The organism is Bradyrhizobium sp. HKCCYLRH3061 (assembly GCF_051168015.1).
Taxonomy (GTDB): domain Bacteria; phylum Pseudomonadota; class Alphaproteobacteria; order Rhizobiales; family Xanthobacteraceae; genus Bradyrhizobium.
In genome coordinates, this window is sequence record NZ_JBNPUE010000001.1 from 362,807 (window position 1) to 378,513 (window position 15,707).

A 15,707-nucleotide genomic window follows, 5' to 3' on the forward strand; every position below is an offset into this window, starting at 1 on the left:
GCTACAGCCGCGGCATCGTGTCCGGCCGCACCTCGCGCGCCTGCGCCGCCAGCCGGATCGCGGCGTTGGCGGCGCCGAAGCCCTGGTAGTTGCGGCGCTGCACGATCTCGAAGAAGAAGCGCTCCTCGAAAATGTGGGTGTAGACCTGGAAGAACTCCGCGTCGCCGTCGCGGTCGTACAGGATCTCGTTGGCGCGGAGCGCCGCGATGGTCTCGGGCGCTAGATCGTATTTCGCTTCGAGATCGTCGTAGTAGTTGTCGGGAATGTCGAGGAAGCCGGCGCCGCGGGCGCGCATTTCGGCCACGGCTGCAAAGATGTCGTCGCAGGCGAAGGCGATGTGCTGGACGCCCGAGCCGAAGAACTCGGAGATGAAACGCGACGACAGCGTGCGCGTCGCCGTCGAGCCGTTGAGGATGAAGCGCAGGCTGCGATCGCCGTTGACGATCGCCTGGCTCTGCACGAGGCCTCTGGGATCGGCGATCTCCATCTGCGGCAGGCGCGAGAAGTCGATGATCCCGGCATAGAACAACAGCCAGGACAGCATCTCCTCATGCGGCATCGACTGTGCGATGTGATCGACGGCCAAGAGCCGATCAGTCGTCTTGTCGCTGGCGACCGGTTCGAAGTCGACATCCCAGTGACGGCCGTGGGTATCGAGGAAATACAGCAGGCTGCCGCCGACACCATGGATCGCCGGGATCTCCAGCTCGCCCGGCCCGACCGGCTGGGTGAAGGTGCGCGTCTTCAAGGACTGCGCCCGCGCCATGGCACGGTCCGCACTGTCGACATCCAACGCCAACGCGCAAACGCCGGAACCGTGCGTGATATAGTGCGAATGCGCGAAGCTCGCCGGCTCGCAATTGATCACCAGCTCGATCGCGCCCTGCGACCAGCGCTGCACCGCCTTGCTGCGATGCCGCCCGGTTTTGCGGAAGCCGAGCTGCCCGAACAATGCGGCGAGCGACTCCGCCTTGTCCTCGCTGACCGCGAATTCCACAAAGCCGATGCCGTGGCTCTTCACGCGAGGCGCGAAGCGGGGCTCTGCCGACGCCGCGGGGATTTTTCCGGCGAGGTCATCCTGCAACAGCAGCAGCGAACGCATGCCGTCGAGCGCCGTGCGTGGCGCCGAGCCGGCACGGAACTGATCGTTGAAGATCTCCAGCGACAGCGGCCCGGAATAGCCGGTCGCGGCGACCGCCTCCATGAACTCGCCGACCGGGAGGTCGCCCTGCCCGGGAAAGCTGCGGAAGTGCCGGCTCCAGGACAGCACGTCCAGTTCGAGCTTGGGTGCGTCGGCCAACTGGACCAGGAAGATCTTGTCGGCGGGAATGGCGCGGATCGCATTGGTCGGCAGCGCCGGCGCCAGCGCATGAAAACTGTCGAGGATGACGCCGATCGCCTTGTGATCGGCGCGGCGCACGATCTCCCAGACATCGCGATAGTCGTGCACATGGCGGCCCCAGGCCAGCGCCTCGTAGCCGACGCGCAAGCCGCGCCTCGCGGCGCGCTCGCCGAGCTCGTGGAAATCCGCGGCGGCGCGGTCGATGCCGCCGAGCGCGGCCGGCGACACGCTGCTGCAGATCAGCAGCAGGTCGGTGCCGAGCTCCTGCATCAGGTCGAATTTGCGCTCGGCACGGACGAAGTTGCGCGCGCGCTGCGGCTCCGGCATGCCCTCGAAATCGCGGAACGGCTGATAGGCGCAGATCGAAAGGCCGAGGTCGCGGCACATCTGCCCGATCTCGCGCGGCCGCATCCCGAACGCGACCAGATCGTTCTCGAAGATCTCGACCGTGTCGAAGCCGGCGGCAGCGATCGCCTTGAGCTTCTCGTCGAGCGCGCCAGAGATGGAGACCGTGGCGATCGAGCGCTGGTTCATGCCGCCGTCTCCTCCATCGCGCCGCCCAGGAACAGCTGGCCGATGCGCGGATCGGCCAGCACGCGATCGGCCTTGTCGATGATGCGGGTGCGACCGAGCTCGAGCACGATGCCGTAGTCCGAGATCTCCAGCGCCGAGCGTGCATTCTGCTCGATCAGGAGCACCGAGACGCCGCGGTCGCGCAATTGCTTCAGCATGTCGAAGGTCTGCTGCACCATCAACGGCGACAGCCCGATCGACGGCTCGTCGATCAGCACGAGCTGCGGCTCGAGCAGCAGCCCGCGCGCGATCTCGAGCTGCTTCTGCTCGCCGCCGGACAGCGTCGAGGCCTGCCGATCCGCCTTCTTGCGCAGCACCGGAAACACGTCGAGCGCCGCCTCGACGCGCGCAGCAAGATCGATCTCACGCGGCGCGGCAACGCCGCCGAGCTCGATATTGTGGCGCACCGACAGCTCGCCGAAGATGTTGCGGCCCTGCGGGATGTAGCAGACGCCCGCGCCGAGCAGCGCGCGCTGGCTGAAGCCGGTGACGTCGCGGCCCTTGAAGATGACCTTGCCTTCGCGCAGCTTCAACAGACCGAAGATCGCCTTGAACACCGTCGACTTGCCGGCACCGTTCGGACCGATCACGGTGGTGATCGATCCCGCCGGCACCGAGAACGTCGTGCCGTTGAGGATCGTCATCTTGCCGTAGCCGCCGACGAGGTTCTGGACGTCGAGAATGGGATCGCTCATCGTCGGCTCCGTCAGTGTCCGAGATAGGCTTCGATCACGGCCGGATTGGCCCTGATCTCGTCGGGCTTGCCGATCGCCAGCACCTTGCCCTCCGCCATCACCATCACGCGCGAGCACAGCGACATCACGAACTCCATGTTGTGCTCGATCACGACGAAGGTGGCGCGGCGCTCGCGGTTGATCGCGATCAGCCGGTCCTTGAGATCGCCGAGCATGGTCGGATTGACGCCGCCGGCGGGCTCGTCGAGCAGCACCAGCCGTGGACCGCCCATGAACGCCATCGCGGCATCGAGCAGCTTCTGCTGCCCGTAGGACAGGCCGCCGGCCGGCTCGTTGGCGAGATGCTCCAGCTTGAAGAAGCCGATCATCTGATCGGCGGTCTCGGTGAGCCCTGCATCCGACGGACCAAACAGGCGCGACAGCATGCTGCCGCGATGCTCCTGGCCGGCGAGGATCAGATTGTCGCGCACCGACAGCTTCGGGAAGACCTGCAAGAGCTGAAACGTGCGGCTGACGCCGAGGCGGTTCAGTTCGGACGGACGCTGGCCGGTGACGAGCTTGCCGTCCACCCTCACCTCGCCCCCGCTCGGCACGAGCTGGCCGAGAATGCAGTTGAACAGCGTCGACTTGCCACAGCCGTTGGGGCCGATCAGGCCGAGGATCTCGCCCTCCTGCACGTCGAAGCTGACGCCGTTGACGGCGGTGATGCCGCCAAAACTCTTCTTGACGTCGCGAACGTCGAGGACTGCGGTCATCGCGCGGCCTCCAGCTTGGATTGAGCCGCCGCCCGCAATGCGGATGCCGCCTGGGTGCGCCGTGAGCTGAGATAGCGGTCGAGGATGCCGAGAATGCCGCTCGGCGAATAGATCAGCAGCACGATCACGGCGGCCGCGTAGAGCATCAGATAATAGCCCTCGGCGAAGCGCAGCCACTCCGGCAGCAGCACCGCGATCATGGCGCCGAGGAACGGCCCGAGCATGAAGCCGGCACCGCCGACGATCACCATCATCAGGAGATCGAGCGAGAGCTGCAGGTTGAACGGCACGGGATCGACATATTGCGTCAGCGGCGCATAGAGCACTCCGGCGATGCCGCCGAGCACCGAGCCGATCGCGAACGCCATCAGCGTATAGCGTCTGGTGTCGATGCCGAGCGATTGCGCCCTGATCGGATTTTCGCGTAGCGCCATGAAGGCGCGGCCCCAGGGCGAGCGGATCAGCCACCACATCGCCAGCGTCACGAGGCCGAGCGAGCCAAGACAGAGATAGTAGAACGGCAACGGCTTGCGGGTCGGGAAGCCGAAGATCTCGGGGCGCGGAATGTTGCTGATGCCGTAGATGCCGTTGGTGAGCCAACTCTCGTTGCGGAACACCAGGAACGCCAGGGTCGAAAACGCGAGCGTGACGAAGGCGAGATAGTGATGCTGCACGCGCAGCGCCGGATAGCCCAACAGCCAGCCGACGATGAAGCAGACGATGATGACGAGCCCGAGCGCCGATATCAGCGGCCAGCCATGGGTGGTGAGGATGGCAGCCCCGTAGGCGCCGATGCCGACGAAAGCGCCCTGCGCAAGCGACACCTGCCCGGCATAGCCGAGCGTGAGGTTGAGCCCCATCGCCGCGATGGTCATCACCGCCCACTGGCTGAGAATATAGAGGCCGTAGCGGTTGAAGTTCATCGGGATGATGATCAGGCCGGCGATGACGACGATCGCCAGCGCGGCGAGGAGCAGTCTGCCGTTCCGGGTCATACCGTGCGCTCCTCGGCTCGTCCGAGCAGGCCCTGCGGCCGGAACAGGATGACAAGGATCAGCAGCACCATCGGAACAGCCGCGCGATACTGGGTGGAGACGTAGGCCGCGGCGAGGTTGTCGACGACACCGATCAGGAGACCGCCGGCGATCGCGCCGCGCACCTGGTTGAAGCCGCCGACGATCGCGGCGATGAACGCCGCCTGCCCGAGCACTTCGCCGCTCGAGAATTTGGCAAGATAGATCGGCGTGATCAGCAGCGAGGCCAGCGCGACCAGCACGGCATTGATCAGGAAGGTCAGCAGGATCATGCGCTCGACGGGAACGCCGATGATGCGCGCCACCGTCGGATTCTGCGCCGCCGCCTGCATCTGGTGGCCGAGCGAGGTGCGATTGAGCAGCGTGGTCAGGCCGACGACGGCCAGGATTGCAACGGCGAGCACGCCGAGACTCTGCAGCGAGATGACACGGCCAAGCACGCTGATATCGCCCGCGGGAACGATCGACGGAAACGGCGAGGCCTCGGCGCTGAAGAACTGCTTCACGGCCTCCTTGATCCCGATCGCCAGCGCCATGGTGGCGATCGCCAGCGGCAGCACGCCGTGCCGCAGCATCGGATCGACCAGCAGCATCTTGAAGGCGAGACCGAGCAGCAGCGCCGACAGCAGCACGCCGGCGAGCACCGCGAGCCAGAACGGCGCGCCGAGATGCATGACCGCGAGCATCAGGAAGGCGGGCAGCATCACGAACTCGCCCTGGGCGAAGTTGATGGTCTGCGAGGTCTGCCACAGCAAGGTGAAGCCGACGGCGACCAGCGCGTAGATGGCGCCGGTGGCGAGTCCCGCCACGATCAGGTCGAGCAGATTGGACATGGTTTCCCCGTGAGCCCTTGGGTGACGGCGGCGCCGGACATCACCACACCGGCGCCGCCGATCGACCGTTGTCCTCAGTTGAGCTTCGGCAACACCTGCTTCACGACCTGCTTGCCTTCCACGACCTCGACCAGGAAGCCCTGGCGATCGATGTCGCCGTTCTGGTCGAAGGTCACATCCATCAGGATGTTCGGCTCAGTCGAGGTCTTGATGGTCAGGCCGTGCAGCGTGTCGGCGAACGCCTTGGAGTCGACCTTGCCCATCTTCTCGGTCGTGGCCTTGACCATGTAGATCGCGAGATAGCCCTTGATGCCGTTGTGATCGGGCACGTAGTTGTACTTCTTCACGAAGCGGTCGCGGAACGCCTTGATGGCCTCGATCGGTGCGTCGGTGGTGAGACCGACGTGGCCGCGAGCGCCGTTGGCGGCATCGCCGGCGAGCTCGATCACCTTCTGGCCGACCAGCGTGGTCTCGCCGATCAGCGGCACAGTCACACCCTGGCGCTTGATCTCCTTCAGGATGCGCGCGCTCTCTTCCTCGTTGACGTAGATGAAGACGGCGTCCGGCGCCGCCGCCTTGATCTTGCTGACGTCGGCCGCGAAGTCCGCCTGGCCGGCTTCGGTCGACAGGTCGGCCGCGACCTTGATGCCGAGACGGTTGAATTCCTTGGTGATGACGTCGCGGCCGCCGCGGCCGAAATCATTGTTGACCCAGACCACCGCGACCGACTTCGCCTTCAGCTCGTCGTTGATGTACTTGGCGACCTTCGGCATCGAGGACTGCTGGCCGAACGACGTGCGGAAGAGGAACTTGTTGCCGGCCTGCGTGAGCTCGGCCGCTTCGCCGCCCATGATCTGGGTGATGCCGGCCTCGGCCGCCAGTGGCGCCGTCACCTTCACCGAGCCGGAATAGCCCGGCCCGAGCAGCACGTAGGGCTCGCCATCGAGCGCCTTCTGCACCTGCGCACGCGCAATGCCGGGGTTCGACTGCGAGTCGGCGTGGCTCACCTCGATCTTGCGACCGAGGATGCCGCCCTTGGCGTTGATTTCCTCGACGGCGAGGTCGATGCCGTTCTTCCAGTTGTTGCCGACGGTCGCGCCGCCGCCGGAGAGCTCGGCGACATCGGCGATCTTGATGGGGGCGCCGGATTGCGCGTAGGCGGCACCGGACAGCAGCGTGGCTGAGCACAGGCCAGCCAGGATGATCGATCTCACGTTGTTTCCTCCTCTGACTTAAACGCTTGTTTGCGTTTCTTGCTTGAACGACTTGTTCCGGCGCGTATTGACCGTCGGCTCAGGCGGCGTCAACCGCCGGATATCTCTCCGCCATGTGGTTGTCGAACGCAGCCCCCATCGCCTCGGTCGAGGGCGCCAGGCCGGTGAACAACTCGAAGGCGTCCGCAGCCTGGTAGATCGCGAGCTCGCGGCCGAGCAGGACCCGGGCTCCCCTGGCTTTGGCGGCTTTCAGCAGCGGCGTCCAGAGCGGCGAATAGACCGCGTCGGCGACCCAGAGGTCGGCGCGCAACAAATGATCAGGCACCGGCGTACCGCGGTTCGGCAACATCCCGATCGGCGTGCCGTTGACGACGCCAACTGCGCCGTGCAGTGCCGCTTCGACGCTGTCCGCGACCGTTACCGTGTTGCCGGCCGGCAGCAGCCTCGCCAGCTTCTCCGCGCGCGTGCGCTCAGTGTCGTAGATGCGCAGGCCGGCGACTCCGAGGTTTGCAAGTGCGAAGGCGATCGCCTTGCCAACCCCGCCGGCCCCGACCAACGCGACGACGCCGCGATCGGTCTGGCTGATGAGTGGCGCGACGGCTCGCTCGAACCCGGTGGTGTCGGTGTTGTGGCCGATCAGCCGGCCGTCGCGAACGACGACGGTATTCACCGCGCCCATCGCCGCCGCCCTCGGCGCGAGCTCGTCGAGCAGCTCGACCACGGCTTCCTTGTAAGGATAGGTCACGTTGACCCCGGCAAAGCCGAGCCGGCGCACGCCTTCCAGCAGCGCGGACAGACCGGCCCGGTCGGCGCCGGCCACCTCGATGAGCTGGTAGTGGCAGCGCACGCCGAGCGCCGCCGCGGCATGTTCGTGCATGGCAGGAGAGGCCGAATGCGCGATCGGCGCACCGATCAGGCCGGTCAGGAATTTGCGGGCTTTGAGCGCGGAAAGATCGGGCACGTTGGCTTCAGTCTCTGCTGCCGCTCGCGCGATCGCCGCACGAGCGATGAATGGCGTCGCGGACGATAGCGCGTCCGCCAGCTAACACAATTACCCAAATATCCGCTGAACCTAACATCATGTTATTTTTTGACGAGCGCCGCCTTCCCCGGCCTCGCAACCTGCCGCCGGCCCGGCTCCAGTGCGCGCATCTCGGCACGCAGGCAGTCGATGAAGTGCTCCGCGTAAAGCGACAGCGGCGTGCCGCGCTTGACCGCGATGTAGGTGTCGAACCGCGTCGGCTCGGCGATCTTCAGCAGCTCGATGCCAGGATAGCCGCCATGCGCGACCGTGAACTGGTCAATCACCGCGATGCCGAGCCCCGCCTTCACCAGCGCGCAGACCGTGGTGCCGAAGCGCGCCTTGATCGAGATGTTGTAGCTGAGTTTGTTGCGCGCGAAGATCTCGGCCATGATCCGGCCGTAAGGGTCGTTGGGATCGATACCGATCAACGGATAGCGAGTCATCTCCGCGGCGGAGACCTGCTTGCGGCCGGCGAGCTCGTGGCCTGGCGGGACGATGCAGAACAGTTCGCCTGAGGCGAGAGGAAGGAATTCGAGCCCGGAATGATCGAGCCGGTAGCTCATCGCGACGCACTCGCCCTTGCCCAGCATCAGATAGTCGATCGCCTCCTCGATCTTGAGGATGTTGATGTCGATGCCCAAATCAGGATAGCGGCGGCGGACGCGCTCGATCGCGCGCGGCACCATCACCTGGGAGATGCTGGGCACCGAGCCGACGCGCAGTTCCGACAGCGCGCCACGGCCGATGTTGGAGATGATGTAGCTGAGATCGTCGACCTTCTCGTAGACGCTGTTGATCTGCTCGAAGATGTTCTGCGCCTCGGGCGTCGGAAAGTAGCGGCCGTTCTGGCGCTGGAAGAAGCGGATGCCGAGCGAGCGCTCGGTGTATTTCACCAGACGGCTGACACCCGGCGCCGACACCTTCAGCAGGCGCGCGGCGCCGTTGATGGTGCCCGTCACCATGACCGCGCGAATGACCTCGACCTGTCGCAAGGTCATCATCGGCGCGGTCCCCGCACGCCTTCGGCCGGAATCACGGACTGCCCGGCGGCGTCAGCACGACCGGCGGGCGCGGCACCGGCCGTGGGCGCGGCGGCAGCGCCCCCGGCGCGGGCTTGATCTCGACCGGCGGCGGCAAGGGCGCGACTTGCGGCTGGCTCGATGCCATCGGTGCCGCCGGCTGAGGCGCAGGGGCGGGAGCGGAGAGCGGCGGTGTCAGCGGCGACACGACGGCGCGCGGACCACCCAGCTTGGCGCGCGGCTCGCGCCGTGGATCACGACCGGGCAGCGGCACGTCGGCCGCGCTCGGTGCCGCCGGGCCAGCCTCGGGTGCACCGGGCAGCGACGCCGTCGACGATGGATAGGCCGGCGGCACCTCGCCGCGCGCGATCGCATCCAGACGCCGCGTTTCGCGATCGATCGCGCGCACCGCCAGCCACGACGACAGGGAGGTGACGTCGACCGCGCGCGTCAACGCCTCGGACGTCCCGACCACGAACAACTGGATCTCCGGACGGCTGTTGGCATTGCCGACCGTATTGGCGCTCAGGCTGGCGCGAATGTCGGCATTGTCCGCCGGAATGTCGAAGCCGCCGGACACGATGACGCGGGCGCCTTGCGCGTCGAGCGTGGTGGCGCCGACCCGCAGCCGGCCGTCGCGGATGATGAAGGGGATCTGAGCAGACGCGACCGGCAACGTCCCCGACGTCAGCACCGGCTCGATCACCTGCCGCAACTTGCCGTCGTCGCTCACCTGGCCGGCGTCGGCCGCGCGCAACGCCGCATCGAACGCCCGCGGGTCGAGATTGGGGAGCGCCGCATTGTCGAGCGTCACCGTGCCATTGCCCGAGAGCGCATTGACCAGTGCCTGCACGCTGCGTCCTTCGGCGGCGAGCGTCATCTGGGCCGAGACCTTGCCGGCCGGCATCTTCAGGCTGTGATAGCGCAGCGCGTTGCCGTCGATGCCGGCGAGCTCGACGCGGCCGTTCAGGACGAGACCATTCGCGTTGGAGCGCGCATCGATGGTCGCGGCGACGTCGCCGCCGCCGAGCTTGCCCTTGAGGTTCTCGATGGTCAGCGACTGGCCGTCGCTCTTGATGGCGCCGCCCAGCGGATGCAGATCAATGCCATTCAGAATGGCGCCGCTGAGGGCCTGGAACGAGACACGCCCGCGCCACCCCTTCAAGAGACCTGCGCCGAGAGGCTCGGCGGGCTCACGCCCGGCCGCTCCGATCAGCACCGATACCACTTGCGGCACGTCGAGCGCATCCAGCCCGAGCTCGCCCTCGATCTGCTTGTCGTCGTCGAGCACCAGCGCGAGCCGGCCGCGCAGCCGCGATCCACCCACCGTGCTGTCGATGTCGTCGAGCGTCAGGCGATTGTTGGAAAGACCGAGACGGCTGAACAGGCGGACGTTCTGCGCGCCCGGATCCTGCGGCTTCAATCCAAACAAGGGCGACAGGTTGGCGCTGCGCAGGCGCAGATTGACGTTGGCCTTTGCGGTGTCGCCCCAGGGATCGACAGTGCCTTGCGCATCGCCATCGAGACCGGCGCCGGAGAGCTTGGCATTCACCCGCAGCGGCGCCCGCCAGCCGCCGGTCACGCTGGCATCGAACTGGGCCGGACCTGTGCCCGCCGCCGCCACGCGATCGAGCCCGAACAGCGCCAGCACGGCGCTGCCCTGCTCCGACGACACCCGGCTCTCGATTCCAAGCTCCGTTCGATCGATCGCATCGACCTCGAAGCTGCGCAGCGCCGCGGCCGAGGGTTTGGCCGTCAGCGTCGCCGAGCCCTTCAATTGTGGCGCGTCGAGATCGAGCACCGCCTTGGCCTGGCTCCGATCGGCGTTGGCTGGGTCCTTGGCGAGATCGAGCGTGAGCTTCAGCCGGGCGGCGCCGGGCGGCATACTGAGCGCATCGAAGCGGGCGGCGATCTGCGGCGCGAGCGGCTGCACCAGCGCCGTGATCTCCTTGAGCGAGCCGGCCATCGAGGTCACCACCAGCCGTCCGGTTGCGTCGGCGCGATCGAACCGGCCGGAGCCCTCGCTCGTCACGCCGCTGCTCTGGCCGAACTTGATCTGGTCGATGGCGATGGTCTTGGGATCATAGGAAAAGCGCGCGGTGAGCGGACGCAGCTCCTGGCCGCTGAGCTTGGCGCGGGCGACGTCGAGCGCCACGCTGGCCTCCGCCGGCCACTCGCCGGTGACGCCGACCAGCGAGCGGGTCACGGCCATCGCGGCGTCGAGATCGAGCCGATCGCCCTTCAGCACCGCCTCGAAACGCGAGCCCGGCCCCGCTGGCCGGTTGACGAGAGCGACGCGTCCGTCGACGGAGCCGCCGTCGATATCGGCCTTGAGGCTGTCGATCGCGACCCGCTCCGGCGCCACGTTGAGGTCGCCGCGCAGCCGCAGCGGGCGCTGGGTGCGATAGCTGCTGTCGCTGCGGCCCTGCAGCCAGGCCACCAGCGTGTCGGGCTCCGACGATTCGAGATCGAGAGCGCCGGTGAAGCCCGATGTCACCGAGGTCGAGATGCCGATGGTCCGGAACGTCAGCCGCGTCGAGCCGGGCGCGCGCAGGTCGACCTTCTCGAGACTCCATGCCGAAGGTTCGTTGTGCAGGTCGGCGGTGAAGTTCTGTACCGGACGGCCGGAGAGCATGATCTGCTCGGTCGCGAACTGCACGTTGGCCGGCATCGGCAAGGTCGGCAGTTGTGCGATCCAGTTGCGCAGCGCCGGCAGCACCAGCGCGGGCGCGATCGCCCGCCGGTCCTTGATGTCGTCCCCGCCGGCCAGGAGCTTGTCGGCATCGAGCTGGCGTGCGGACAGCGAGGCTTTCAGCACGGGGGCGGCGCCGAAACGGATGTCGCCGCTGCCCGCGAATTTCAGCGAGCGATCCTCCTGGCCAAAGCTGACCTCGATCTGGTCGAGCTTGGCCGACGCCTGGTCGCCGACGACCTTGGTGGCGATGCGCCAAGGCGTCGCGCCGGCCTGGTTCAGCGGACGGGCCTTGGCCTGTTGGGCCTGCTTCGCCGGTGGCTCCTTCGCAGACTGGGCGGGCTTGTCGTTGTCGGCGCCCTGCTCCTTCGGGGGCGACGACAGGGTCAGCGCGCCCTCGAACTTCGGCGAGCGGTTGGGAAAGCTGATGAGGCCTTCGATGTCGGCCATCACGGGACGCTCGCCCGGATCGATGTTGAGGTGGACGCGCAGGCCGTTGGAGTCCTTGTCCTGGCTCGACGACACCCGGAACGGGTAGCGGCCGCCGCGGATCGACACCGCGCCGTCGCCGCGCAGCGAGCCGGCCAGCGAACGCACGTCGCCGGAGAAGACGATGTCTGTCAGCTCCAGTGTCGAGCGGCTGGCGGCGTCGTGCAGGGCGACTCGGCCGGTGAGGTTGAGCCGGTCGATCGCGAGCGCCGCCAGATTGAACCGGCCCGACGCGGCCGGCAGGTCGACCTGGCCCTTGGCATCCAGCCCGAGATCGGCCGCCATGCCGCCGATGGTGAGCTCGTTCGCCCGCCACTCGCCGCGCATCAGATCGCCGAGGCTGAGCTCGACGTCGAGCTTGTCGGCGCGCAGCTTGCCGAGATCGTTGGCGCCGCCGAAGGTGACCTGGCGCAGCCGCAAGGTCGGCGTCGGCAACAGCCGTGCGTCCAGCGCACCGGCGACCCGCACGGGCACGCCAATGATCTTGCCCGCCTCGGCCTCGAACTGCGGCCGGAACTGGTTCCAGTCGACGAAGTACGGGCCGATCAGCGCAGCAAGGAGCGCAAGGATGAAGGCAATCGCCAAGCCGAGCAGGGTCGTCTGCACGGGGTCTCCCTCAAAGGACAACGCTCCGGCGTCCCAACCTTAAAGCCAATACGGCCGCGGCCCACTGGCATCGATACCGGAGCGCTGCATCATATAGGATTAAGTATGGCGAAGTCACAGCGCTGTCGGTATTTCCGGGGGCGTTGCACAATTCCGTTAACGAAGATGGTTACCAGTGCGCCGGCAGCCGCTTCAGGCCGCGCAGCACGAAGGTCGGCCGCCATTCCGGGTTGTCGGGATCGTCCAGCTTCAACTCCGGCAGCCGGCGCAGCAGGGTTCCGATCGCGATCTCGGCCTCGATGCGGGCGAGCTGCGCCCCCAGGCAATGGTGGATGCCACCACCGAACGACAGCGGCTTCACGTTGGCCCTGGTGATGTCGAGCTGCTCCGGATGATCCGGATAGACCGCAGGATCGCGGTTGGCGGAGCCCAGCAGGCACAGCACGCTCTCGCCCGCGGGGATCCGGCGGCCGCCGAGATCCTCGATGTCCTCGAGCGCCACCCGTCCGGTGAGCTGCACCGAGGAATCGTAGCGCAGGAACTCCTCGATCGCGTTGGTGATCAGCTCCGGCCGCGCCTTCAACAGCGCCAGCTGGTCCGGATTGCGGTGCAGCGCCAGCAGGCCGTTGCCGATCAGGTTGACCGTGGTCTCGTGCCCGGCGCCGAACAGCAGGATGATGTTGGCGGTGAGCTCCTCATTGCTGAGCTTGGCGCCGTCCTCCTCGGCCTGCAGCAGCTGCGTCGTCAGGTCGTCGCCGGGATGTTTCCGGCGCAGCTCGAACAGGTGCTGGAAATACGCCTTCGATACCGCGTTGCCGGCATTGCCCTCGGCGATCTCGGCCTTCGACAGCGGCACCGGCTCGAGCAGCCGGCCGCCCTCGCGCGAGCTCTTGTAGAACGCTTCGCGGTGCTCCTCGGGAATTCCGAGCATGTCGCAGATCACGGTGACCGGCAGCTTGAACGCGAAGTCCTCGATCAGGTCCATCCGGCCGCGCGGGATGATCTCGTCGAGCGTCGAATCGACGATCGCCTGGATCCGTGGCCGCATGTCCTCGACGCGGCGGGCCGTGAATGCCTTCACCACGAGGCCGCGCAAGCGCGTGTGATCCGGCGGATCCTGCTGCAGCATCCAATGGCTCATGCTGCGGAAGATCGGCTCGTTCATGATGTCAGGGCCGTAGCGCCGGATCGAACGCGCGACGAAGTCCTTGCCGAAGCGCTTGTCGCGCAGCACCAAGCTCGATTCCGCATGCCGGCTGGCGAGGAACGCCCCGAACGGCGTCACATGCATCGGGTCGTTGTCGCGCAGCTGCGCATAGAAGGGATAGGGATCGCGGATGAACTCCGGCGACAGCGGATTGAACAGCGGCGCGGCCTTGGCGGCCTGAACATGCTCGTTCATGGGGTCCCTCTCCCTGGATTGGCCGATTAGCTCACGCCCGCGCCGCGATGGCAACCGGCTAGTTCACACATCATGCCGCAGCCCCCGCCGTCTTTAACCTGTGCAACTGGCCGGCAACGAGGCGGACCCGGCGCGGGGCCGCGATCCAGATCGCCGCCGCCGAGACGAAGGCGCCGAGGAAGGCGATCACGAAGCCCGGCGTATAACTCAGGGTGTAGTCATACAGCACGCCGGTCACCCACGGCCCTGCTGCGCCGCCGCATAGCCCGATCAGCATCAGCGTTCCGAAGATGCTGCCGAAATGCGCGCCCTGGAATATCTCCAGCGCGACCGCGCCCATCACCGAGGTCAGGCCGTAGCCGAGCGCGCCCTGCGTCGCCACCATGATGTAGATCAGCATGAGCGACGGCGCGGCCTTGAGCACGATCAGCGCGGCGAAGCAGATCGCGAAGCCGAGACAGCCCAATCCCCACACCGCCTCGCGCCCCAGCCGGTCCGACAGATGGCCGAGCGCGATCTGGCCCGGGATCCCGAGCAGGCTGACCGCGCCGAGCGCCCACACCGCGACGCTCGAGCTGAAACCGATCTCGAGCAGGTATTTCGTCTGGTGCACCTGCACCGCGTACCAGACGTAGAGGCCGAAGAAATAGCCGAGCGCGAGCCACCAGAACCGACCCGTGCGCAGCGCGCGCGAGAGCGTCCAATCGATGCTGGCCCAGGCGGCGTCGACGACGTTGGAGACCGGCTTGGCAGCATTGGCGAGCGGCGCGGCGTCGCCGTCGGGACGCAGGCCGATCTCCTCCGGCTTCTTGCGCAGCAACAGATTGATCGGCGCCAGCACGACCAGCACCATGATCCCCATCGCGGTGCAGGCCGTGCGCCAGTTGGTCTGTGCGATCATGTGCTGCACCCACGGGAGCAGCGTCATCGAGCCGATGCCGACGCCGGCGAAGGCGATGCCGATCGCCAGGCCGCGCCGGCGGATGAACCAGTTCGGCAGGAACAGGGACTGGCCGGAATAGCCGAGGCAGACGCTGCCGGCGCCGACCATCACGCCAATGGTGATGTAGAGATGCCAGGGCTGCGAGGTCAGCGGCGCCAGCAACAGTCCGCCGGCCATCAGCGCGACGCCGAGTTCCATCACCGCCCGCGGGCCGGTGCGGTCCATCAGCCGTCCGATCAGCGGACTGACGATTCCAGAGGCAACGAAGCCGAAGGAGAACGCCCCGGCGGTGACGCCGCGGTCCCAGCCGAATTCGGCGAGAACAGGCGGATAGAACAGTGAGAACGCGGTGCGCGCATTGACCCCGACGGCCATCGTCACGAAGGTCACGGCGACGATGACCCAGCCATAGTAGAACGGCAGGCGCATTGTTGTTGTTTCACTCCCTGGTGCATCCTTCGCATCATCTGCATGCGAATGGGTCAAGGATTTTCTGCGCGGGCGACGGCGGTGTCAGTTACCTCCGAGGTCATGTGTGCGGTGCACTGTTCCTCTGCCCCCCGCTGTCGTCCCGGCCTAGTGCGCAATTGCGCACGCGGCGCCGGGACCCATACCGCGCGATCTCACGAGGGACATGGCTGACAGTTGCGCGTCTCATTCCCGCCGGTGGTTATGGGTCCCGGCTCAAGGCCGGGACGACACCGCGTATGTGGCGAGCTTCGCCGGATCATGGCTGCACGTCCCCGCAGCGCGATCTGCGCCCGAGCTTTGCTTGCTCACTCACCCTCCTCGAATAGAAGGGCGCAGGGAAGGCCGGGCGCCGGCCGCGCCCGTGGCCCGCCTGCTCAAAAAAATGCAGGCGGCAGGTACCACAGGTTCAGCCGAGATCGCCCGGCCCTCCCTGCGCGATGGTCTTCACGCTTATATGCAGGCTTCCTGGCGCTCGGCTTGTTGGCCGCCATGCGCGACAACGCCTTTCACGCGTTGCGCGGTGATACCAGCGTCGAGGTATCAGAACCCTGCAACTTCACGTCCGCAAGAACGTCGTTCGTCCGCACATCCAGGACATGCTGCCAAGGACATGCT

Annotated in this window: 11 protein-coding genes; all 11 read right to left on the minus strand. The window is 66.9% G+C overall.

What is annotated here, in order from left to right:
* Position 1: 1 nt before the first annotated feature.
* The 11 genes from ACQR2C_RS01825 to ACQR2C_RS01875 all read right to left on the minus strand — a co-directional run bounded on the left by ACQR2C_RS01825 (position 2) and on the right by ACQR2C_RS01875 (position 15,050).
* Complete coding sequence (locus tag ACQR2C_RS01825) at positions 2-1,876, minus strand: bifunctional sugar phosphate isomerase/epimerase/4-hydroxyphenylpyruvate dioxygenase family protein (protein ID WP_434880293.1); 1,875 nt, start codon at positions 1,874-1,876, stop codon at positions 2-4.
* Positions 1,873-2,610, minus strand: a complete 738-nt coding sequence (locus ACQR2C_RS01830) for an ABC transporter ATP-binding protein (protein WP_316183611.1) — start codon at positions 2,608-2,610, stop codon at positions 1,873-1,875. The genes ACQR2C_RS01825 and ACQR2C_RS01830 overlap by 4 nt, the downstream gene beginning before the upstream one ends.
* An 11-nt stretch (positions 2,611-2,621) precedes the next feature.
* Positions 2,622-3,365, minus strand: a complete 744-nt coding sequence (locus tag ACQR2C_RS01835; RefSeq protein WP_315805538.1) for an ABC transporter ATP-binding protein — start codon at positions 3,363-3,365, stop codon at positions 2,622-2,624.
* The gene (locus tag ACQR2C_RS01840) at positions 3,362-4,360 is read right to left on the minus strand and encodes a branched-chain amino acid ABC transporter permease (protein WP_316217695.1); all 999 of its coding nucleotides are present in this window, start codon (positions 4,358-4,360) and stop codon (positions 3,362-3,364) included. The genes ACQR2C_RS01835 and ACQR2C_RS01840 overlap by 4 nt, the downstream gene beginning before the upstream one ends.
* Positions 4,357-5,232: a branched-chain amino acid ABC transporter permease gene (locus ACQR2C_RS01845; protein WP_315805536.1), complete on the minus strand. Its 876-nt coding sequence runs from the start codon at positions 5,230-5,232 to the stop codon at positions 4,357-4,359. Before ACQR2C_RS01845 ends, ACQR2C_RS01840 begins: the two co-directional genes overlap by 4 nt.
* 74 nt (positions 5,233-5,306) lie before the next feature.
* Entirely contained in the window at positions 5,307-6,446 is a 1,140-nt protein-coding gene (locus ACQR2C_RS01850; RefSeq protein WP_434880294.1) for an ABC transporter substrate-binding protein, read from the minus strand.
* 79 nt (positions 6,447-6,525) lie between these two features.
* Positions 6,526-7,407, minus strand: a complete 882-nt coding sequence (locus tag ACQR2C_RS01855; RefSeq protein ID WP_434845799.1) for a shikimate dehydrogenase — start codon at positions 7,405-7,407, stop codon at positions 6,526-6,528.
* 122 nt (positions 7,408-7,529) lie between these two features.
* Positions 7,530-8,471 carry a LysR family transcriptional regulator gene (locus ACQR2C_RS01860; protein ID WP_316183616.1) on the minus strand — a complete coding sequence of 314 codons (942 nt, stop codon included), beginning with the start codon at positions 8,469-8,471 and terminating at the stop codon, positions 7,530-7,532.
* Positions 8,472-8,502: 31 nt separating this feature from the next.
* Positions 8,503-12,276 (minus strand): AsmA family protein, encoded by a 3,774-nt coding sequence (locus tag ACQR2C_RS01865; RefSeq protein WP_434880295.1) that lies wholly within the window; start codon positions 12,274-12,276, stop codon positions 8,503-8,505.
* Positions 12,277-12,445: 169 nt separating this feature from the next.
* Positions 12,446-13,678, minus strand: a complete 1,233-nt coding sequence (locus tag ACQR2C_RS01870; protein WP_315805531.1) for a cytochrome P450 — start codon at positions 13,676-13,678, stop codon at positions 12,446-12,448.
* 70 nt (positions 13,679-13,748) lie between these two features.
* Positions 13,749-15,050 (minus strand): MFS transporter, encoded by a 1,302-nt coding sequence (locus ACQR2C_RS01875; protein WP_434880296.1) that lies wholly within the window; start codon positions 15,048-15,050, stop codon positions 13,749-13,751.
* Positions 15,051-15,707: the final 657 nt, after the last annotated feature.

What these genes read in the sequence shown, in the direction of transcription:
- ACQR2C_RS01825 (WP_434880293.1), bottom strand. Translation starts at nt 1,876, where the DNA reads ATGAACCAGCGCTCGATCGCCACGGTCTCCATCTCTGGCGCGCTCGAC.
- ACQR2C_RS01830 (WP_316183611.1), bottom strand. Translation starts at nt 2,610, where the DNA reads ATGAGCGATCCCATTCTCGACGTCCAGAACCTCGTCGGCGGCTACGGC.
- ACQR2C_RS01835 (WP_315805538.1), bottom strand. Translation starts at nt 3,365, where the DNA reads ATGACCGCAGTCCTCGACGTTCGCGACGTCAAGAAGAGTTTTGGCGGC.
- ACQR2C_RS01840 (WP_316217695.1), bottom strand. Translation starts at nt 4,360, where the DNA reads ATGACCCGGAACGGCAGACTGCTCCTCGCCGCGCTGGCGATCGTCGTC.
- ACQR2C_RS01845 (WP_315805536.1), bottom strand. Translation starts at nt 5,232, where the DNA reads ATGTCCAATCTGCTCGACCTGATCGTGGCGGGACTCGCCACCGGCGCC.
- ACQR2C_RS01860 (WP_316183616.1), bottom strand. Translation starts at nt 8,471, where the DNA reads ATGATGACCTTGCGACAGGTCGAGGTCATTCGCGCGGTCATGGTGACG.
- ACQR2C_RS01870 (WP_315805531.1), bottom strand. Translation starts at nt 13,678, where the DNA reads ATGAACGAGCATGTTCAGGCCGCCAAGGCCGCGCCGCTGTTCAATCCG.
- ACQR2C_RS01875 (WP_434880296.1), bottom strand. Translation starts at nt 15,050, where the DNA reads ATGCGCCTGCCGTTCTACTATGGCTGGGTCATCGTCGCCGTGACCTTC.